The organism is Serratia sp. BNK-10, assembly GCF_047456065.1.
Taxonomy (GTDB): domain Bacteria; phylum Pseudomonadota; class Gammaproteobacteria; order Enterobacterales; family Enterobacteriaceae; genus Serratia; species Serratia ureilytica.
In genome coordinates this window covers 1,379,677-1,398,077 of the sequence record NZ_CP179894.1, presented here as the reverse complement: position 1 = coordinate 1,398,077, position 18,401 = coordinate 1,379,677, and the positions used below count along the sequence as shown (strand labels likewise).

19 protein-coding genes and 1 other annotated feature are annotated in these 18,401 nt (G+C 62.7%); of the genes, 12 read left to right on the top strand and 7 right to left on the bottom strand.

What is annotated here, in order from left to right; translation table 11 throughout:
- Positions 1-47 precede the first annotated feature (47 nt).
- Positions 48-704: an HAD family hydrolase gene (locus ACMGG9_RS06765; RefSeq protein ID WP_033642497.1), complete on the top strand. Its 657-nt coding sequence runs from the start codon at positions 48-50 to the stop codon at positions 702-704.
- 91 nt (positions 705-795) lie between these two features.
- Positions 796-1,416, top strand: coding sequence for a glutathione S-transferase family protein (locus ACMGG9_RS06760; RefSeq protein ID WP_033642496.1), 621 nt, complete (start codon positions 796-798; stop codon positions 1,414-1,416).
- 13 nt (positions 1,417-1,429) lie between these two features.
- Here ACMGG9_RS06760 and ACMGG9_RS06755 read toward each other — a convergent pair whose 3' ends face one another.
- On the bottom strand, positions 1,430-2,530 hold the full coding sequence (locus ACMGG9_RS06755) for a PQQ-dependent sugar dehydrogenase (RefSeq protein WP_342173852.1): 1,101 nt from the start codon (positions 2,528-2,530) through the stop codon (positions 1,430-1,432).
- Between the two features lie 131 nt (positions 2,531-2,661).
- Between ACMGG9_RS06755 and ACMGG9_RS06750 the strand changes: the two genes are divergently transcribed.
- Together ACMGG9_RS06750 and ACMGG9_RS06745 are read left to right on the top strand one after the other, a co-directional pair.
- Positions 2,662-3,081 (top strand): GNAT family N-acetyltransferase, encoded by a 420-nt coding sequence (locus ACMGG9_RS06750; RefSeq protein ID WP_033642494.1) that lies wholly within the window; start codon positions 2,662-2,664, stop codon positions 3,079-3,081.
- Positions 3,082-3,092: 11 nt separating this feature from the next.
- On the top strand, positions 3,093-4,076 hold the full coding sequence (locus ACMGG9_RS06745; protein WP_033642493.1) for a magnesium and cobalt transport protein CorA: 984 nt from the start codon (positions 3,093-3,095) through the stop codon (positions 4,074-4,076).
- Between the two features lie 73 nt (positions 4,077-4,149).
- Here the strand turns inward: ACMGG9_RS06745 and ACMGG9_RS06740 are convergent, their stop codons facing one another.
- The 4 genes from ACMGG9_RS06740 to speB form a co-directional block, all read right to left on the bottom strand.
- Positions 4,150-4,962: a nitrilase-related carbon-nitrogen hydrolase gene (locus tag ACMGG9_RS06740; RefSeq protein WP_033650634.1), complete on the bottom strand. Its 813-nt coding sequence runs from the start codon at positions 4,960-4,962 to the stop codon at positions 4,150-4,152.
- Positions 4,959-6,386: a purine-cytosine permease family protein gene (locus ACMGG9_RS06735; protein WP_089196830.1), complete on the bottom strand. Its 1,428-nt coding sequence runs from the start codon at positions 6,384-6,386 to the stop codon at positions 4,959-4,961. Before ACMGG9_RS06735 ends, ACMGG9_RS06740 begins: the two co-directional genes overlap by 4 nt.
- 16 nt (positions 6,387-6,402) lie before the next feature.
- On the bottom strand, positions 6,403-7,788 hold the full coding sequence (locus ACMGG9_RS06730) for a sodium:solute symporter (protein ID WP_033650631.1): 1,386 nt from the start codon (positions 7,786-7,788) through the stop codon (positions 6,403-6,405).
- Positions 7,789-7,865: 77 nt separating this feature from the next.
- Entirely contained in the window at positions 7,866-8,798 is a 933-nt protein-coding gene (speB, locus tag ACMGG9_RS06725; protein WP_033642489.1) for an agmatinase, read from the bottom strand.
- 250 nt (positions 8,799-9,048) lie between these two features.
- Here speB and ACMGG9_RS06720 point away from each other — a divergent pair, with 250 nt between their 5' ends.
- Positions 9,049-9,954, top strand: a complete 906-nt coding sequence (locus ACMGG9_RS06720) for a LysR family transcriptional regulator (RefSeq protein ID WP_342173850.1) — start codon at positions 9,049-9,051, stop codon at positions 9,952-9,954.
- On the opposite strand, the gene ACMGG9_RS06715 is transcribed toward ACMGG9_RS06720, so the two are convergent.
- Positions 9,945-11,135, bottom strand: a complete 1,191-nt coding sequence (locus ACMGG9_RS06715) for an MFS transporter (RefSeq protein WP_414161998.1) — start codon at positions 11,133-11,135, stop codon at positions 9,945-9,947. The two genes, ACMGG9_RS06720 and ACMGG9_RS06715, sit on opposite strands and share 10 nt — an antisense overlap.
- Positions 11,136-11,272: 137 nt before the next feature.
- Between ACMGG9_RS06715 and ACMGG9_RS06710 the strand changes: the two genes are divergently transcribed.
- Positions 11,273-12,157 carry a LysR family transcriptional regulator gene (locus ACMGG9_RS06710; RefSeq protein WP_089180716.1) on the top strand — a complete coding sequence of 295 codons (885 nt, stop codon included), beginning with the start codon at positions 11,273-11,275 and terminating at the stop codon, positions 12,155-12,157.
- 15 nt (positions 12,158-12,172) lie between these two features.
- Here the strand turns inward: ACMGG9_RS06710 and ACMGG9_RS06705 are convergent, their stop codons facing one another.
- A complete protein-coding gene (locus tag ACMGG9_RS06705; protein WP_033642487.1) occupies positions 12,173-12,997 on the bottom strand; it encodes an SDR family oxidoreductase in 825 nt (274 codons plus the stop codon).
- 229 nt (positions 12,998-13,226) lie between these two features.
- Here ACMGG9_RS06705 and hisL point away from each other — a divergent pair, with 229 nt between their 5' ends.
- From hisL to hisH, 6 genes are all read left to right on the top strand, one after another.
- Positions 13,227-13,274 carry a his operon leader peptide gene (gene hisL, locus ACMGG9_RS06700; RefSeq protein WP_100396937.1) on the top strand — a complete coding sequence of 16 codons (48 nt, stop codon included), beginning with the start codon at positions 13,227-13,229 and terminating at the stop codon, positions 13,272-13,274.
- Positions 13,250-13,376: a sequence feature (His leader region), on the top strand. (Overlaps the previous gene by 25 nt.)
- Before the next feature lie 70 nt (positions 13,377-13,446).
- Positions 13,447-14,346 (top strand): ATP phosphoribosyltransferase, encoded by a 900-nt coding sequence (gene hisG / locus ACMGG9_RS06695; protein WP_015377256.1) that lies wholly within the window; start codon positions 13,447-13,449, stop codon positions 14,344-14,346.
- Positions 14,347-14,350: 4 nt separating this feature from the next.
- Positions 14,351-15,658, top strand: coding sequence for a histidinol dehydrogenase (hisD, locus tag ACMGG9_RS06690; RefSeq protein WP_414161997.1), 1,308 nt, complete (start codon positions 14,351-14,353; stop codon positions 15,656-15,658).
- Positions 15,655-16,743 carry a histidinol-phosphate transaminase gene (gene hisC / locus ACMGG9_RS06685; RefSeq protein ID WP_414161996.1) on the top strand — a complete coding sequence of 363 codons (1,089 nt, stop codon included), beginning with the start codon at positions 15,655-15,657 and terminating at the stop codon, positions 16,741-16,743. Before hisD ends, hisC begins: the two co-directional genes overlap by 4 nt.
- Positions 16,740-17,807 carry a bifunctional histidinol-phosphatase/imidazoleglycerol-phosphate dehydratase HisB gene (hisB, locus tag ACMGG9_RS06680; RefSeq protein ID WP_015377254.1) on the top strand — a complete coding sequence of 356 codons (1,068 nt, stop codon included), beginning with the start codon at positions 16,740-16,742 and terminating at the stop codon, positions 17,805-17,807. The genes hisC and hisB overlap by 4 nt, the downstream gene beginning before the upstream one ends.
- Positions 17,807-18,397 (top strand): imidazole glycerol phosphate synthase subunit HisH, encoded by a 591-nt coding sequence (gene hisH, locus ACMGG9_RS06675; RefSeq protein ID WP_414161995.1) that lies wholly within the window; start codon positions 17,807-17,809, stop codon positions 18,395-18,397. The genes hisB and hisH overlap by 1 nt, the downstream gene beginning before the upstream one ends.
- Positions 18,398-18,401: the final 4 nt, after the last annotated feature.

The following is an 18,401-nucleotide window of genomic DNA, read 5'->3' as shown; positions in this document are numbered from 1 at the left end:
CGCTATCCTGTAAACGACCTCATACCCTGCCTGCCGGAGAAATACTGATGGATTTAGCCTTATTCGACCTGGATGAAACCCTGATTGACGATGACAGTGCCAGCCTGTGGATCCGCTGGCTGGTCGGCCAGGGGTTCGCGCCGGCGGAGCTGGAACTGCAGGAGCAGCAGCTGATGCAGCTCTATTATCAGGGCAAGCTGTCGATGGAGGACTACATGCAGGCCACGCTGGCGCCGCTGGCCGGCCTGAGCGTGCAAACCGTGGCCGGCTGGGTGCAACGTTACATCCGCCGCGACATCCTGCCGCGCGTCTATCCCGCCGCCCGCGAACGCCTGCAGTGGCACCGCGAACGCGGCGACTGCATCCTGGTGATCTCCGCCACCGGCGAGCATCTGGTGGCGCCGATCGCCGAACAGCTCGGCGCCGACGATGCGCTGGCGATCGGCGTGGAAATCAGCGATGGCCGCTTCACCGGCAACACCTACGGCACCATGACCTATCAACAGGGCAAGGTGATCCGCCTGCAGCACTGGCTGGCGCAGCACCCGCACCTGAAGTTCGAGCACAGCCACGGCTACAGCGACTCTCTCAATGACAAGGCGATGCTGCAATTCGTCGACAGCGCCACGGTGATCAACCCCGACAGCGAACTGAGCGCGCTGGCGGCGGAGCGCGGCTGGGAAGTGTGCCGCTGGGAACGCTGAGCGGCAGACAAAAAGTGCCCTGCGGTGTGACAAAAAGCGCGTTGTGGCGTAGGTATAGAGGGTCCTTATTATCCGCTAACGGAGTTATCCCATGCTGACCATTTGGGGTCGTGAGAATTCGAACAACGTCAGGAAGGTGCTGTGGTGCGCCGCCGAATTGGGGCTCAACTACACCCACATCAACGCCGGCGGGGCGTTCGGCAAAGTCAACGAAGAGAGTTACCGCGCGTTGAACCCGAACGGCCTGGTGCCGCTGCTGCAGGACGATGACTTCGTGCTGTGGGAGTCCAACACCATCGTGCGCTACCTGGCGGCGAAATTCGGCGACGCGACGTTCTATCCGCAAGATCTGCAGGCGCGCGCCGCCGCCGAGAAATGGATGGACTGGACCACCTCGACGATTGTCCCGGCCTTCACCATCGTCTTTTGGGGCCTGATACGCACCGCGCCGGAGCTGCGCGACATGGCGAAAATCGAAACGGCGATCGCCACGCTGGAAAAACACTTCGACGTCATCGAACAGACGCTGGCGCACCAGCCTTACCTCTCCGGCGGCGCGTTCGGTTTCGGCGATATCCCGCTCGGCAGCTTCGCCTACGCCTGGTTCGAAATGCCGATCGCCCGCCGCCCGCGGCCGAACATGGAGCGCTGGTATCAGCAACTGCGCGCACGCCCGGCCTACCAGCGCGGCGTGATGAGCGCACTCACCTGACGCGTGCGGGGCGTTACGACGCCCCGACCTTCAGCAGCTTGCCGTCCCGTTCGTCCGTCAGCAGATACAGGTAGCCATCCGGCCCGCTGCGCACCTCGCGGATGCGTTCGCCGCGATCGCCCAGCAGCCGCTCTTCCGCCACCACCTTGTCCCCCTTCAGCGTCAGGCGAATCAGTGCCTTTTGCGCCAGCGCGCCGATGAACAGCGAGTGCCGCCAGGCGGGGAAGCGCTGCCCATCATAGAACGCCATGCCGCTGAGGCCGGGCGAAACTCGCCAATAGTGGAGCGGTTGTTCGGTGCCGGGCACCCGCTCCCCCTTCGCCTCGGGGATCGGCTGGCCGGAATAGTTGATGCCGTAGGTGGCCAGCGGCCAGCCGTAGTTTTTACCCAGCAGCGGGATGTTGAGCTCATCGCCGCCGCGCGGACCGTGCTCATGCTCCCAGATTGCGCCGCTCCACGGGTTCAACGCCAGCCCTTGCGGATTGCGATGGCCGTAAGACCAAACCTCCGGGCGTTTACCTGCCTGGCCGACCCAGGGGTTGTCCGGCGGCACGGCGCCCTCGGCGGTCAGCCGCACCAGCTTGCCCTGCAGTTTGTCGGTCTCTTGCGCCGTCGGCCGCTGATTGTTTTCGCCCAGCGTGATAAACAGGTAGCCTTGCCGATCAAACGCCAATTTGCCGCCGAAGTGATTGCCGACCGACAGCTTGGGCTGCTGACGGAAGATCACCTTAAAGTTTTCCAGCCGCGCGCCATCGTCGCTCAGGCGGCCATAGCCGACCGCCGTGCCGGCTTTGCCGCCCTCGCCCGGTTCGGCGAAACTGAGATACACCCGGCGGCTGGCGGCGAAATCGGGTGCCGGCAGCACCTCCAGCAGGCCGCCCTGCCCTTCGGCGTAGACCTGCGGCACACCGGCGATCGGCGGCGACAGCCCTTTATCCTGCTGCCACAGCCGCAGCCGGCCGGGCCGTTCGGTGATAAGCAGGCCTTGTTCCGCCGGCAAGAAGGCCAGCGACCAAGGGTGTTCCAGGCCGTCCTGCAATTGGCTGACCGTCGGCGCGGCGTGCGCCAGGCCGCTGCACAGCAGCAAACCGGCCAGCAGAGTCAATCGGGACATGGCGTCCTCCTGAAGATAAAATGACCCGTTTAGTGTAGCCCACTCAGCGGCCGCGGTCGTTTGCATTACATTTCAACGGGTTGCCTTTTAGCCGCCATGTGCTTAAGTTAATCCATTACCCAGGAGGAAAAATGGACATTACCGTTACCGACGCGATCGACGAACAAACCCTCGATGCGATCAGGCAAGGCCTGCGCGCTTACAACCTGCCGCATATCGACGCCAGCCACCGCAAGCCGCTCAGCGTCTATGCGCGCGACGAAGCCGGCGCGGTGATCGGCGGCCTGACCGCCGAAACCTGGGGCAACTGGCTGAGCGTCGAGTGGCTATGGGTGGCGGATACCCAGCGCGGCAGCGGCCTCGGCGGCCGGCTGATGCGCGCCGCCGAGCACGAGGCGCAGGCGCGCGGCTGCCGCTACGCCCGCCTCGACACCTTCAGCTTTCAGGCGCGGCCGTTCTACGAAAAGCTCGGCTATCAGCTGCAAATGACGCTGAAAGAGTATCCGGTAGAACATGAGTGTTATTTACTTACCAAAACGCTGACTGATTAATGGATGGACGGATGGACAGCAAAAGCATGGTGGTGAACTGTGTGGCGTACAAAGCCGGCCAACGGCTGGGCGAAGTGACCATCGACGATATCAGCGAGGTGGTCAAACAGCCCGACACCTTCATCTGGCTGGGATTAAGGCAGCCGGAGCCGGCGTTTATGCGCAAGGTGCAGGAGGAGTTCGGGCTGCACGATTTGGCGATCGAAGACGCGCTGTGCGCGCACCAGCGGCCGAAGCTGGAGACCTACGGCGACTCGCTGTTCATCGTGGTGAAAACCGCGCAGTGGGGCGAGCACGACGAAATCGAATATGGCGAAACCCACTTCTTCGTCGGCAAAAACTTTCTGGTGACGGTGCGCCACGGCGCTTCGCCCAGTTACGCGCCGATCCGCGCCAAGGCGGAAGAGAACCACAAGCAGATGTGCCGCGGGCCGGGCTTCGCCCTCTATTCAGTGTTGGACTTCGTGGTGGATAACTACCGCAGCGTGGTGGCGCGCTTCGAGAGCACCATCGAGAACATTGAAGCCAACATGTTTCAGTCTGAATTCGATCAGGCGGCGATCGAGAACGTCTATACCCTGCGCCGCCATCTGCTGGCGCTGCGCAACGCCGCGCTGCCGATGGATGAAATCTGCAACCAGCTGATCCGCCTGCACGAAGAGGTGATCCCGAAAGAGCTGCGCGCCTACGTGCGCGACGTGCAAGATCACGCCCATCAGGTGGTCAGCAATATCGACGACATGCGCGAAATGCTGACCAACGCCATGCACGTCAACCTGGCGCTGGTGACGGTCAAACAAAACGAAGTGGTGAAACGGCTGGCGGGTTGGGGGGCAATCTTGGCCATCCCGACGGTGGTCTTCAGCCTGTACGGGATGAACTTCGCCGACATGCCGGAACTGAAGTTCCCGTGGGCCTATCACGCCACGCTGGGAGTGACCGCCGTCGGCTGCATTTTCCTGTATCAGAAACTGAAGAAATCGGGCTGGCTGTAAGCGCCAGAACGGCGCTTTTCCCGCCGACGAAAACGATCGCGGGGCGGCTGGGATCACCGGCCGCCCCGCCGCTTCAATACAGCATCGGCCGCCGATCGCGATGCACGTGATTGTGGCGGCCGATGTGCTTGTCATCGGCCGCGCCGATATCCATCGATGCCAGCACCATGCCTTCGCCTGTCAGGCTCTGCGTCAACGGATAGCCGTCGGCGTCGACGATCACCGAACCGCCGATCCACGCAACTCCGCGCTCCGTTTCGCAACGATCGCACACCGCGATGAACAGCCGATTGACGGCGGCGTTGGCCTGGGCCTTCACCATCTCCGCCGGCCGTTCGCCCTGCGGGCGCGGCGCCAGCGGCCAGTTGACCGGCGCGCACAGCAGCTGAGCACCGGCCAACGCAGGCAAGCGCACCCACTCCGGAAACTCGAGGTCGTAACAGATCATCACCGCCAACCGGCCAAAGCGCGTCTCGACGACCGGCGGCGGCCGATCGCCGGCGGTAAAGATCGAACTCTCTCCATGCCACAGGTGCGCTTTGCGATAAATCGCCCTCACTCCCTGCGCATCGATCAATGCCGCGCTGTTGGCCACCTCACCCTCGGGCAGGCGCTCGCAAAAACCGGCGACGATCGCCACATCCAACTCGCGCGCCAGGGCACACCACAGGCTGAGGCTAGGGCCGTCTTCGGCCTCGGCCAACGCCAGCGCCTCCGCCTTATCGCGCAGCACGTAGCCGCTGTTCACCAATTCCGGCAACACGATGACGTTGGCACCGCGCTGCGCCGCCCGGCGGATCGCCTGGGCGGACAGCGCCCGATTGTGCTCCGCTTCCCCTACCCGCAGCGCCAACTGGCAGCATGCGACGCTGATTTTTTCCTTCACTCCCGTTCTCCTTCCAATAATCCCTCGCAGCGCAACGCCACCCGCCGTTCGGCTTCGAGATCGAGCTTTCGGCACATGACGACATAAACGCTCCCGGCCACCAGCAAGCCGATCAGAAAAGCGATATCCGCGCCGCCCAGTAAAACAGCAAAGGGGCCGGTGTAAAAGCCCAACGTCATGAACGGCACCATCGCCAGCAGGCCGATCGCGTAGGCCGTCAGACCGGAGCCGCCCCAACGGCCGTAGATCCCCGCCGGGTTGAAGATTTCACCGATCGCGTAATGCCCGCCGCGCACCACGTAAAAGTCCATCAGATTCACCGCCGTCCAGGGCACCAGGAAATACAGCATCAGCAGCACGAAGGTATTGAAGCTGGCGAGATAGCTCGCCGGGATAGCCAACGCCACCGCGAACACCGTCAGAGCGACGACGCCGATGCCGGCCATGCGTAATTTCAACGTTGGCGTCACTTTACGGAACGCGTCAATCGCGCTGAGGCTGGTCAGCATTGCGCCATAACAGTTGACCGCCATGATACCGACCAGCGAAGGCACGGCGATAAGCACAGCCAGCGTGCCGAACCCCGGATAGATGCCATTCCCCACCGCCTGTACGCTGCCGATCGCATCGGGAGCCGGTAAGGCTGAGGCCAGAAACGCGCCCAGCGACATCAGCCAAAGCGCCGATCCGGCCGCCCCCAGATAAGTCCAAAAGATCACGTTGGCCGACGGCGTTTCATGCGGCAAATAGCGCGAGTAGTCGGAGACATACACCGCGTAGCTGATCTGGTAGCCGGCGGCCGCCGACAGCTGAATCAAAAAAGCCGCCCACGAAAAATGCCCGGCGCCGACGACAGCGTCCATCCGCAGCGACAGCACGGCACCGACCGTCAGCACGCCGAACACCGCCATCATCACATAGGTCAGCCAGCGCTGCACCGCATGCAGCATATCGTGGCCGACGATCGCCAACAGCACGGCCACCGCGATCAGCAACGCATACCAAGGCGGACGGTGACCCGGCAATACCGTGTTGATCGCATCGGTCGCGAGAATAACGTTGAACACGTTGAAACCGATGTAAACAAACACCACGGCGGCAAAGGGAACGATGGCGCCACGCAGGCCGAATTGGGCCCGCGACTGGATCATCTGTGGCAGCCCCATGCGCGGCCCCTGATTGGCATGACACGCCATGAAGAACGTGCCGAACCCCACGCCGACGACAATGGCCAGCATTGAATAAAGCGCGCCCAACCCCAACGCCGGGCCGGTGAAACCGACCACCATCGTCGTCAAAACGAAATTACCGGTGAACCAAAACGGCGCCTGATGCCAAACCTTGCCATGCCGCTCGTGACGGGGCACATAGTCTATCGAGCGCACTTCAATTTTTGGGCGTGGCGCCACATTGCGATTGTTCATGTCCCACCTCGTCGTTTCAACGCTCGGTTTGGGTCTGCAACTGCGGCGCCGGGCGGCTCAGCAAGCTGCCCAGCACGAAGGCGACGCCGCCGCCCAGCAGACCGCCGTAGATCGGGCTGTTGGCGTCGATGCCGTGCCAGATCATCAGCCCCACCACGCACAGGCTGCCGGTCAGCATGCTGGCGATGGCGCCGGCGCTGGTGGCGCGCGGCCAGAAGATAGCCCCCACCAACGGGATCAGCATGCCGCCCACCAACAGGTTGTAAGCCAGCGTTAGCGCCGCCAACACGTCGCGCACCACAAACGCCAGCCCCAGCATGACCGCGCCCATGAAAAGCGTGGTGAAGCGCCCGGCGGCCAGCCCGCCGGAAGGTTTGCGCCGGATGGCCGGCAACACGTCCTCCAGCGCGATGGTCGAAGAGGCCAGCAGGCAGGCGCTGGCGGTGGACATCAGCGCCGCCAGGGCCGCCGCAGCCACCAGCCCGCTGACGCCGACCGGCAACACCGCCTGCGCGATGGCGGCGAAGGCGCCGTCGGTATTACTGAGCGACGGCAGCACGATCTTGCCGGCCATGCCGATCAGCGCGCCGGTCACGCCGTACAGCACGCAATAGACGCCCGCCCCCAGCCCGGCGAAGCGCGCCACATTGGCGCTACGGGCGGTGAACACCCGCTGCCAGATGTCCTGACCGATCAAAATGCCGAAGAAGTAGATCAGGAAAAATACCAGAATAGTATCCAGCCCGATCGACGACAGCTGGTAGTAACCGGCGGGCAGCAGGCTGGTGAACGCCTCCCAGCCGCCGGCCTTGACGATGCTCATCGGCATCAGCACCAGCATCATGCCGACGGTCATGATGATGAACTGAATGATGTCGGTCAGCGTCAGCGACCACATGCCCCCCAGCGTCGAATACAGCACCACCAGCCCGCCGCCGAGCAGGATAGACGCGCTGAACGACAGGTCGAACATCACCTGCATCACGCTGCCGATGGCGATGATCGAGGTCACCGCCACCATCAGGTCATACGCCAGCATGATCGCGCCGCTGGTGACCCGCGCCGCCGGGTGATACCGCCGCGACAGCACCTGGCTGACGGTATACAGCTTCAGTTTGAGCAGCGGTTTGGCCAGCACCAGACTCAGCACCACAATGCCCAGCCCGAGCGCGCCGCACAGCCAGACGCCGGAGATGCCGTAGGTGTAGCCGAGCTTGACGCTGCCGATGGTCGACGCACCGCCGAGCACCACCGCCGACAGCGTGCCCAGATACAGCCCCGGCCCCAGGTTGCGCCCGGCCACCAGATACGCCTCTTTGGAGTTGGCGCGGCGAATGCCCATCCACCCCACCGCGCCTATCACCAAAAAGTAAATCACCACAACCAGCAGATCGAGATTCATGGGTACCTCCACTCCGTTGTTATTGTTATCAGGGGGCCCGACGCAACCGCTCCGCCGGCAGGGTCAGTACGCCGGCCTCAGCGGGCCGGCAGCACGCACAGCATTTCAAACAGCAGGTTGGCCGCCAGCAGCGCCGTATTGCCGGAGCGATCGTAAGGCGGCGACACCTCCACCACGTCGCCGCCAATCAGGTTCAGCCCACGGCAGCCGCGCACGATCTCCAGCCCTTGCCAAACCGACAGTCCGCCGACCTCCGGCGTGCCGGTGCCCGGCGCGAAGGCCGGATCCAGCCCGTCGATATCGAAACTGAGATAAACCGGCGCATCGCCCATCTGCTCGCGGATCTCCGCCATCAGCGGCGTCAGCGACCGATGCCAGCAAGCTTCGGCCGGCACCACGCGAAAGCCCTGGCGCCGTGACCAATCGAAGTCATCCGCCGCATAGCCGCTGCCGCGCAGACCAATCTGCACCACTTTTTCCGGCGCCAGCAGCCCCTCCTCAAACGCGCGGCGGAAGGTGGTGCCGTGCGCCAGCTGTTCGCCAAACATCTCCTCGTTGGTGTCGGAATGCGCATCGACGTGGATCAGCCCGACCGGGCCATGTCGGCGGGCGATGGCGCGCAGCACCGGCAGCGTCAGGGTGTGGTCGCCACCAAGCGTCAACGGCGTGCAGCCGTGCGCCAGGATCTCGCGGTAAGCCGCCTCGATGCGCCGTACGCTGTCCGCCAGGCTGTAGGGGTTAATGGCGACGTCCCCCAGATCGGCCACCTGCAGCCGTTCGAATGGGGCGGAGCCGGTGCCCATGTTGTAGGGGCGGATCATCACCGACTCCTGGCGGATCTGGCGCGGGCCATAGCGGGTGCCGCTGCGATTGGAGGTGCCGATATCCAGAGGAATGCCGACAAAGGCGGCGTCCAGACCACGCGCCTGATCGGCGGCGGGCAGGCGCATCATGGTGGGGAGACCGGCAAAGCGCGGCATGTCGTTGCCGCTTTGGGGTTGGTTCAGCATGGCGTTTCCTTGTCTTGGGCTTGCGATAAATTGAAACATTTAAGCAACATTCGCAGACTACCCCGTTGACCGCACCGGCTACCATTCCCGCTTTTGCATGTAAACATCGAAAAACACGATGTAACTAACCCATTGAAGCGTTGATTTTTATTTCAATCTCATGCCATAAGAAAGGCCATATCTTCAGCGCCGCGCCTATTTCTTCGATGTTAAAAATGGGTTAAGCGGCCGACGTTCTGCGGAGGGGGCGATGCTCACTAACCTAAGCGATATCGATCTGAAGCTGTTGCGGGTGTTCGTCGCGGTGGCGGAAGCCCAGGGCGTCAGCGCCGCACAGGAAACGCTGCTGATGAACCAATCCACCATCAGCACCCATCTGGCCTCGCTGGAAACGCGACTGGGTTTTCGCCTGTGCCAGCGCGGGCGCTCCGGCTTCCGGCTGACGCCAAAAGGGGAACGCATGCTGATCGCCTGCCGCTCCTTGTTCAACGCCGCCCGCGACTTCACCCGGGTCAGCCAGTCGCTGAACGGCCTGCTGACCGGCGATCTGCAAATTGGTTTGGTGGATAACCTGGTTTCACTGCCGGGCAACCCGTTCAGTCAGGCCATCAAGCACTTTCAGCGGCGCCACCAGGACGTGCAATTGCAGTGCCGCATCTGTTCACCGAACGAGATTGAACAAGGGCTGCTGCACCGGCAGCTCGATCTGGGCATCGGCTACTTTGGCCAGCAGTTGGAGGCGTTGCGTTATCAACCGTGGCTGGAGGAGACGCAGGCGATCTATTGCAGTGAGGATCACCCGCTGTTCGCGGTGGAAGAACCCGAGCGCGAGCAGATTGAAAACGCGCGCTGGGTCAAACGCGGCTACCTGCTGGCGCACCAGCTGTGCCCGATCGCCCCGCCGCATCTGGCCGCGGTGGCCCACCACATGGAGAGCGTCGCCCATCTGGTGCTGAGCGGCACCTGTCTCGGTTATCTGCCCACCCACTATGCGGCGCGCTGGGTGGAGCAAGGGCTGCTGCGGCAGTTGGGCGGCGCAGCGCTCTCTTACCGCGCCACGCTCAGCCTGGTCAGCCGCCCCGTCCAACCCGACGAGGCGTTGAACGCGCTGTTGGAGGATTTGGCGCGCGCCGCACGCCCATCACCTCATCGCTGAGAGGCCAGCGCCCGATTCATGGCAAACAGCGTGCCGGTTAAAGACAGGACGAGTAATCCGATGATGGCCCAGGCGAAAGAGGGCGCCCCGCCCTTATCGAGCAACATGCCGCCAAACGCGCCACCGGCGGCTACGGCCGTATTCCAGCCCGTCGTATACATGGACTGCGCAACGTCGGCCGCACGGCCGGAAAGGCGTGATAACGCCGTCTGCGTGAGGGTGGCAAAGCCGCCGAAAGCCAAGCCCCAACAAGCGACGGAGAGATAGACCATCGGGATCATCCGTCCCCCACTCCCCAGCAGCACGGCAGCGAGAGCAAAGATGACGATACTCATCACCGTAAGAGATTGGACTCGCCGATCGACCAGCATCCCGGCGACGCCCAATCCGGCAATCGCGCCCAGCCCGAAGATAAACAGAACGATATCGACCCGTTCGGACAACCCCGACGGTTTGAGAAAAGGCTCCAGGTAGATATACAGAATGTTATGGGCAACGATAAAGGTGAACACCACGAATAGCACGGCGCGGATCCCCCGTTGCAAGAATACGCCGCTCAGAGACGGCCGATGCGCCTTAGCCTGACCGGGGAAATCCGGCACGATGGCGATGATCCACGCCACGAGCACGAGCGCCATCAACGTCATCAGACCAAAAGCGCCCTGCCAGCCGATGGCTCGGCCAAGCAACGTGCCGAGCGGTACGCCAAGCACCAGCGCCAGAGTGGCGCCGGCGCCGGAGATCGCAATAGCGCGGCCGCCAAGGTGGGCCGGTGACATGCGCACCGCATAACCAGCCAGCAAAGACCAAACGATGCCGCCGAAAACGCCGGCGAAGAAACGCGTCGCCAATGAGACGTGATAATCGTTCGACAGCGCCGTGACGAAGTTAACGATGGCAAAACCGCAGATCGCGCTCAAGAGCAAGGGGCGGCGCCGCATGCCTTGCGTCAATGCGGTGAGCGGAATAGCGGCGACCAACGCGCCCACCGCATAGGCGGTGATGAACTGCCCCGCCAGGCTTTCAGATACGTTCAAATCGCCCGCGATCGAAGACAGCACGCCCGCCGGCATGATCTCGGTCAGCAGCGTGATAAAAGCGGCCATTGCCAATGCCAACAGGCCCCCCAGCGGCAACCGCTCGATGCTCCCGGCACGCGCAGATATCGTCGTTTGATTCATCAATCACTCCCCATTCAAAGGTGTTTCCGCCCATCGCGGATGACGGTTGCATCATGCTGCCCACTCGCCGATAAAAGAAAAATAGGCTAAAGTGAACAACACTCATGACTCAAAAGTCATCAATAAAATGGAAGCCTATGGAAAGCTTGGGTTCTCTCGACGTTTTCGTCCGGGTCAGTGAAAGCCGTAGTTTTACGGCGGCCGGGCAACAGCTGGGGATCTCCGCCTCGGCGGTCAGCAAAACCATTGCCCGGCTGGAGGAACGGCTCAGCGTGCGCCTGTTTCACCGTTCTACCCGCACGGTCAACCTGACGCCTGAAGGGGCCTTGTTTCTGGAAAGGTGTCGACGAATTTTGAGTGAGGTGAAAGAGGCGGAAGCCGAGCTCTTGCAAACGCGGGGAACGCCTCAGGGCAAGCTGCGCATCAGTCTCCCGTCGCTGGGCACGCTTTTCATGCCAAAACTGGGGGACTTCAAGCGCCGCTATCCTGAGATCGAGCTGGATATTGATTATTCGGATCGGCTGGTTGACGTGATTGAGGAAGGTTTCGATGCCGTTATCCGCAGCGGAACCCCGAGCGACTCACGGCTGGTTGCCCGCCGGCTGGGTACCTGCCGCAAGGTTTTCGTTGGCGCGCCGGGTTATTTCAGCAAAGTGGGTATGCCGCGCAAGCCCGAGGATCTGACAAGCCATGCTCGTTTGCATTATCGCTTTCCCAGCACCGGCAAACTGGATGTCTGGCCGCTGGGAGACAAGACGGAGATGATCCCCGAACGGCCGGCCAGCATGGTGACAAATACCCTCGATCCGCAGGTGTGCTTCGCGGAACAAGGGCTGGGCATCGCTTATCTGCCGGAGATCGCCGTGCGCAGACAGCTGGAACAGGGCAGCCTGGTAACGGTTTTGGATGACTACAACCGCGAGAACATGGTTTTTCATGTCCTCTGGCCGTCGGGCCGCCACCTGTCAGTCAAAATCAGGTTATTCGTCGACTTTGTGACGAGCCACCTTTTCCCGCTTTAAACGACATATACCGTCTTAACTGACCGGCATGCGCGCCGGATCGGGATACTGGTATTCAAAACCCAGCTCGTTGCAGATGCGGTTGCCGTCCACCAGCCGCTCATCCTGTTCCGCTTCGTCGGCAAACTGCGGCGGCTCCAGGTGCAACTGCTCGGCCAGGGCCGGATAGAAATCGCGCTTGGCCGGATGACGCGGCGCGCACAGGTTGTACACGTGGCCGCCCTTGGGCAGCTTGAGCAGCAGTTGGATGGCGGCGATGACGTCGTCCTGGTGCACCAGATTCACCCCCTGCGAGCCCCCCTTCACATCGAGCTTTCCCGCCAGGAAGCGGCCTGGGTGGCGATCGGCGCCCACCAGCCCCGCCAGACGCAGAATGTCCACCGAGGTATTCGGCAGTTCGTGCAGCCAGCGCTCCAGCTCGGCCAATACCCGGCCGGACGGCGAGACCGGCCGCAGCGGCGACTCTTCGCGCAGCGTGCCGGCGGTTTCGCCATACACCGAAGTGGAACTGGTGAAGATCACCCGCGGCACGCCGAAAGCCATTGCGCTGTCCACCAGCATGCGCACCGCATTGAAATAGTTCTCGCTGCCTTCGACGGTGCGGCGCGCGGGCAGCGTGACCACCAGCGCATCCACGCGCAGCAACGACGCCAGATCGTCCGGATCGCAGATCAATTCCGGCGTCAGCTCCAACTGATAACATTCGATGCCGCTCATCCGCGCGGCCTCGACGCCGTCCGGCGTGGTTTTGCTGCCGACCACGTCGTACCCGCGGCCCATCAGCGACAACGCCAGCGGCATGCCCAACCAACCCAGACCAATAATGGCTACCTTTTTCATCCTCTTCCTCTCCTGAAGATCGCAGCGCCCTGCCCTTAAGGCTACGCCACTGCGCGCGGCGATACAATCTGACCGGCTTAAGGTTAGGTAAAGCCGCGTGTGGCTAATAACTCAACCTGTTTCAATAAATTAAATTTATGACGATAAAAAAGAGTTGCACGGCGGACAGCGGATAGTTTAGCTTAATTGCCATACGGTTTTTTACCGACTTTTGCTGAGAGAAAACACCATGACACGCGTTCAGTTCAACCACCATCATCACCATCACCCTGACTAGTCTTTCAGGCGATGTGTGCTGGAAGACGGTTTGTTAATCTTCCAGTGGCGCGCAGAACGCAAGAGAGAGCCCTCGGAAGATTTCTTCCGAGGGTTTTTTTTTGGCTCCGGACAGAAAGAAAGAATAGTTTTTACAATAAATTCATAAAATTACAGATTAAACAGAGGTTACCATGCTGGACAAGACACGTTTACGGATCGCAATGCAGAAGTCGGGCCGCCTGAGCGATGAATCCCAGGAACTGCTGGCGCGCTGCGGCATCAAGATTAACCTGCAGCAGCAGCGTCTGATCGCCTTCGCCGAAAACATGCCGATCGATATCCTGCGCGTGCGCGACGACGACATTCCGGGTCTGGTGATGGACGGCGTGGTCGATCTCGGCATCATCGGCGAGAACGTGCTGGAAGAAGAGCTGCTCAGCCGCCGCGCACAGGGTGAAGACCCGCGCTACTTCACCCTGCGCCGCCTCGATTTCGGCGGCTGCCGCCTGTCGCTGGCCACCCCGCTCGACGCCGAATACGCCGGCCCGCAAAGCCTGCAGGACGCCCGCATCGCCACCTCTTACCCGCACCTGCTGAAGCAATACCTCGACAAACAGGGCGTGCGCTTCAAATCTTGCCTGCTGAACGGCTCGGTGGAAGTGGCGCCGCGCGCCGGCCTGGCCGACGCCATCTGCGATCTGGTCTCTACCGGCGCCACGCTGGAGGCCAACGGCCTGCGCGAAGTGGAAGTGATCTACCGCTCCAAAGCTTGCCTGATCCAGCGCGACGGCGAAATGCCTGAAGCCAAACAGCAGCTGATTGACCGCCTGATGACCCGCATTCAGGGCGTGATCCAGGCGCGCGAATCCAAATACATCATGCTGCACGCGCCGAGCGAGAAGCTGGACGAGATCGTCGCGCTGCTGCCGGGCGCCGAACGCCCGACCATTCTGCCGCTGGCCGGCGCGCAGAACCGCGTGGCGATGCACATGGTCAGCAGCGAAACCCTGTTCTGGGAAACCATGGAAAAACTGAAAGCGCTCGGCGCCAGCTCGATTCTGGTGCTGCCGATTGAAAAGATGATGGAGTAACGCCATGTCGACCTTCAACACGCCGATCGATTGGGCGACGTGCAGCGCCGAACGCCAGGCCGAGCTGCTGATGCGTCCGGCGATCGCCGCTTCTGACAGCATCACCCGCACGGTCAACGAGATCCTCGACAACGTGAAGGCCAACGGCGATCGGGCGTTGCGCGACTACAGCGCCCGTTTCGACAAGGCGGAAGTCTCGGCGCTGCGCGTCAGCGCCGAGCAGATCGCCGCCGCCGCCGCGCGGTTGGGCGACGACATCAAACAGGCGATGGCGGTGGCCGTCGCCAACGTGGAAACCTTCCACAACGCGCAGCGACTGCCGCCGGTGGACGTCGAAACGCAACCGGGCGTGCGCTGCCAGCAGGTGACCCGCCCAATCGACTCGGTGGGCCTGTATATTCCCGGCGGATCGGCGCCGCTGTTCTCCACCGTGCTGATGCTGGCGACGCCGGCGCGCATCGCCGGCTGCCGCCGGGTAGTGCTGTGCTCGCCGCCGCCGATCGCCGATGAGATCCTGTATGCGGCGCAGCTGTGCGGCGTGCAGGAAGTGTTTCAGGTCGGGGGCGCGCAGGCGATCGCCGCCCTGGCGTTCGGCACCGAAAGCGTGCCGCGCGTAGCGAAGATCTTCGGGCCGGGCAACGCCTTCGTGACCGAAGCCAAGCGGCAGGTCAGCCAGCGCCTTGACGGCGCGGCCATCGACATGCCGGCCGGTCCTTCGGAAGTGCTGGTGATCGCCGACGCCGGCGCCACCCCGGCATTTGTCGCTTCCGATCTGCTGTCGCAGGCCGAGCACGGCCCGGATTCGCAGGTGATCCTGCTGACGCCGGACGCGGCGATGGCGCAGGCGGTGGCCGACGCGGTGGAAAGCCAGCTGGCCGAGCTGCCGCGTGCTGAGACCGCCCGTCAGGCGCTGGCGAGCAGCCGCCTGATCGTGGCGCGCGATCTGCCGGAGTGCGTGGCCATCAGCAACCGTTACGGCCCGGAGCACCTGATCATTCAGACCCGCAATGCGCGCGATCTGGTGGACGGCATCACCAGCGCCGGTTCGGTGTTCCTAGGCGACTGGTCGCCGGAGTCCGCCGGCGATTACGCCTCCGGCACCAACCACGTGCTGCCGACCTACGGCTACACCGCTACCTGCTCAAGCCTTGGGCTGGCCGATTTCCAAAAACGCATGACGGTGCAGGAGCTGACGCCGCAGGGCTTCAGCAACCTGGCCGCCACCATCGAGACGCTGGCTGCCGCCGAGCAGCTGATCGCCCACAAGAACGCCGTGACCCTGCGCGTCGCCGCCCTGAAGGAGCAAGCATGAGCATCGAAAAACTGGCGCGCGCCAACGTTCGCGAGCTGACCCCTTATCAATCGGCGCGCCGCCTCGGCGGCAAGGGCGACGTATGGCTGAACGCCAACGAATACCCGATCGCCCCGGAATTCCAGCTGACCGCGCAAACCTTCAACCGCTATCCGGAGTGCCAGCCGGCGCAGGTGATCGAACGCTACGCCGCCTATGCCGGGGTCAAGAAAGAGCAGGTGCTGGTCAGCCGCGGCGCCGATGAAGGCATCGAGCTGCTGATCCGCGCCTTCTGCGAGCCAGGCAAAGACACCATTCTGTTCTGCCCGCCGACCTACGGCATGTACGCCGTCAGCGCCGAAACCTTTGGCGTGGAGCGCCGCACCGTAGCCGCCAAAGAGGACTGGCAGTTGGATCTGCCGGCCATCGCGGACAGCCTGGACAACGTGAAAATGATCTACGTCTGCAGCCCGAACAACCCGACCGGTAACCTGATTGACCCGGACTCTCTGCGTAGCCTGCTGGAGCTGGCCAAAGGCAGAGCGATCGTCGCGGTGGACGAAGCCTATATCGAGTTTTGCCCGCAGGCCTCGGTGGCCGGGTGGCTGAGCGACTATCCGCACCTGGCTATTCTGCGCACGCTGTCGAAGGCCTTTGCGCTGGCCGGCCTGCGCTGCGGCTTTACGCTCGCCAACGAAGATCTGATCGCCCTGCTGCTGAAGGTGATCGCGCCTTACCCGCTCTCGACGCCGGTGGCAGATATCGCCGCGCAGGCGCTGAGCGAAGAAGGCATCCGCACCATGCGTCAGCGCGTCACCGACATCGCCGCCACCCGCAGCTGGCTGCAGCAACAGCTGGAGAAATGCGCCTGCGTCGAGCAGGTTTTCGCCAGCGACAGCAATTACCTGCTGGCCCGCTTCACCGCCTCAAGTAATGTGTTTAAAAGCTTGTGGGATCAGGGCATTATCTTACGAGACCAAAACAAACAGCCCGGGTTGTCCGGCTGCCTGCGCATCACCATAGGCACCCGCGACGAATGTCAACGCGTGGTGGACGCCTTGTCCGCCCTGCCCGGCGCCAACCAGACTCGCCAGGAGCCAATGTGAGCCAAAAAATCCTCTTTATCGATCGTGACGGCACGCTGATCGCCGAGCCACCGGAAGATTTCCAGGTTGACCGCCTGGACAAGCTGGCGCTCGAGCCAGACGTGATCCCTTCCCTGCTGGCGCTGCAACAGGCGGGGTATCAGCTGGTGATGATCACCAATCAGGATGGGCTCGGCACCGCCAGTTTCCCGCAGGAAACCTTCGATCCGCCGCACAACCTGATGATGCAGATCCTCAGCTCGCAGGGCATTCAGTTCGCCGATGTGTTGATCTGCCCGCACCTGCCGGCGGACAACTGCGACTGCCGCAAGCCGAAGACCGCGCTGGTGAAGGGTTATCTCGAACCCGGCGTGCTCGATACCGCCCACAGCTACGTGATCGGCGATCGGCCGACCGACGTGCAGCTGGCAGAAAACATGGGCATTCAGGGGCTGCGCTACCAGCGCGGCGTGCTGGGTTGGAAAGAGATCGTGCGCCAGCTGACCCTGCGCGACCGTCATGCGCGGGTTAACCGCGTGACCAAAGAGACGCAGATCGATGTCAACGTCTGGCTGGATCGCGAAGGCGGCAGCAAAATCAAAACCGGCGTCGGCTTCTTCGACCACATGCTGGATCAGATCGCCACCCACGGCGGCTTCCGCATGGAGATCGACGTCAAAGGCGACCTGTATATCGACGATCACCACACCGTAGAGGACACCGGCCTGGCGCTGGGCGAAGCGTTGAACAAGGCGCTGGGCGACAAGCGCGGCATTGCCCGCTTCGGCTTCGTGCTGCCGATGGACGAGTGTCTGGCGCGCTGCGCGCTGGATATCTCCGGCCGCCCGCACCTGGAGTACAAGGCCGAGTTCAACTATCAGCGCGTCGGCGATCTCAGCACCGAAATGGTCGAGCACTTCTTCCGCTCGCTCTCCTACACCATGGGTTGCACGCTGCACCTGAAGACCAAAGGCAAAAACGACCACCACCGGGTCGAAAGCCTGTTCAAAGTGTTTGGCCGCACGCTGCGCCAGGCGATCCGCGTCGAGGGCAATACCCTGCCGAGCTCGAAAGGAGTGCTGTGATGAACGTGGTGATTTTGGATACCGGCTGCGCCAACCTGGCCTCCGTCACCTATGCGGTGCGGCGCCTGGGCTATCAGCCGGAAGTGAGCCGCGATCCGGAGATCGTGCTGCGCGCCGACAAGCTGTTCCTGCCGGGCGTCGGCACCGCGCAGGCGGCGATGGATCAGCTGCGCGAACGCGATCTGATCGAACTGATCAGGGCCTGCACTCAGCCGGTGCTGGGCATCTGCCTCGGTATGCAGCTGCTGGCGGCCAGCAGCGAAGAGAACGGCGGCATAACGACGCTCGGCCTCATCGATACGCCGGTAAAGCAGATGACCGACTTCGGCCTGCCGCTGCCGCACATGGGTTGGAACCAGGTATCCGCGCAGGCGGGCCACCATCTGTTCCGCGGCATCGATGACGGCGCCTACTTCTATTTCGTTCACAGCTATGCGATGCCGATATGCCCCAGCACCATCGCTCAGGCGAACTACGGCGGGCCCTTCACCGCCGCCGTGCAAAAAGACAACTTCTTCGGCGTACAGTTTCATCCAGAACGATCTGGAGCGGCCGGCGCGCAACTGTTGAAAAACTTTCTGGAGATGTAGGCAG

Coding starts and splice junctions, on each gene's coding strand:
- ACMGG9_RS06755 (WP_342173852.1), bottom strand. CDS start 2,530: ATGTCCCGATTGACTCTGCTGGCCGGTTTGCTGCTGTGCAGCGGCCTG.
- ACMGG9_RS06745 (WP_033642493.1), top strand. CDS start 3,093: ATGGACAGCAAAAGCATGGTGGTGAACTGTGTGGCGTACAAAGCCGGC.
- hisG (WP_015377256.1), top strand. CDS start 13,447: ATGCTGGACAAGACACGTTTACGGATCGCAATGCAGAAGTCGGGCCGC.
- ACMGG9_RS06715 (WP_414161998.1), bottom strand. CDS start 11,135: ATGAATCAAACGACGATATCTGCGCGTGCCGGGAGCATCGAGCGGTTG.
- ACMGG9_RS06760 (WP_033642496.1), top strand. CDS start 796: ATGCTGACCATTTGGGGTCGTGAGAATTCGAACAACGTCAGGAAGGTG.
- ACMGG9_RS06765 (WP_033642497.1), top strand. CDS start 48: ATGGATTTAGCCTTATTCGACCTGGATGAAACCCTGATTGACGATGAC.
- speB (WP_033642489.1), bottom strand. CDS start 8,798: ATGCTGAACCAACCCCAAAGCGGCAACGACATGCCGCGCTTTGCCGGT.
- ACMGG9_RS06710 (WP_089180716.1), top strand. CDS start 11,273: ATGGAAAGCTTGGGTTCTCTCGACGTTTTCGTCCGGGTCAGTGAAAGC.
- ACMGG9_RS06705 (WP_033642487.1), bottom strand. CDS start 12,997: ATGAAAAAGGTAGCCATTATTGGTCTGGGTTGGTTGGGCATGCCGCTG.
- hisC (WP_414161996.1), top strand. CDS start 15,655: ATGAGCATCGAAAAACTGGCGCGCGCCAACGTTCGCGAGCTGACCCCT.
- ACMGG9_RS06730 (WP_033650631.1), bottom strand. CDS start 7,788: ATGAATCTCGATCTGCTGGTTGTGGTGATTTACTTTTTGGTGATAGGC.
- ACMGG9_RS06720 (WP_342173850.1), top strand. CDS start 9,049: ATGCTCACTAACCTAAGCGATATCGATCTGAAGCTGTTGCGGGTGTTC.
- ACMGG9_RS06735 (WP_089196830.1), bottom strand. CDS start 6,386: ATGAACAATCGCAATGTGGCGCCACGCCCAAAAATTGAAGTGCGCTCG.
- hisD (WP_414161997.1), top strand. CDS start 14,351: ATGTCGACCTTCAACACGCCGATCGATTGGGCGACGTGCAGCGCCGAA.
- ACMGG9_RS06750 (WP_033642494.1), top strand. CDS start 2,662: ATGGACATTACCGTTACCGACGCGATCGACGAACAAACCCTCGATGCG.
- hisH (WP_414161995.1), top strand. CDS start 17,807: ATGAACGTGGTGATTTTGGATACCGGCTGCGCCAACCTGGCCTCCGTC.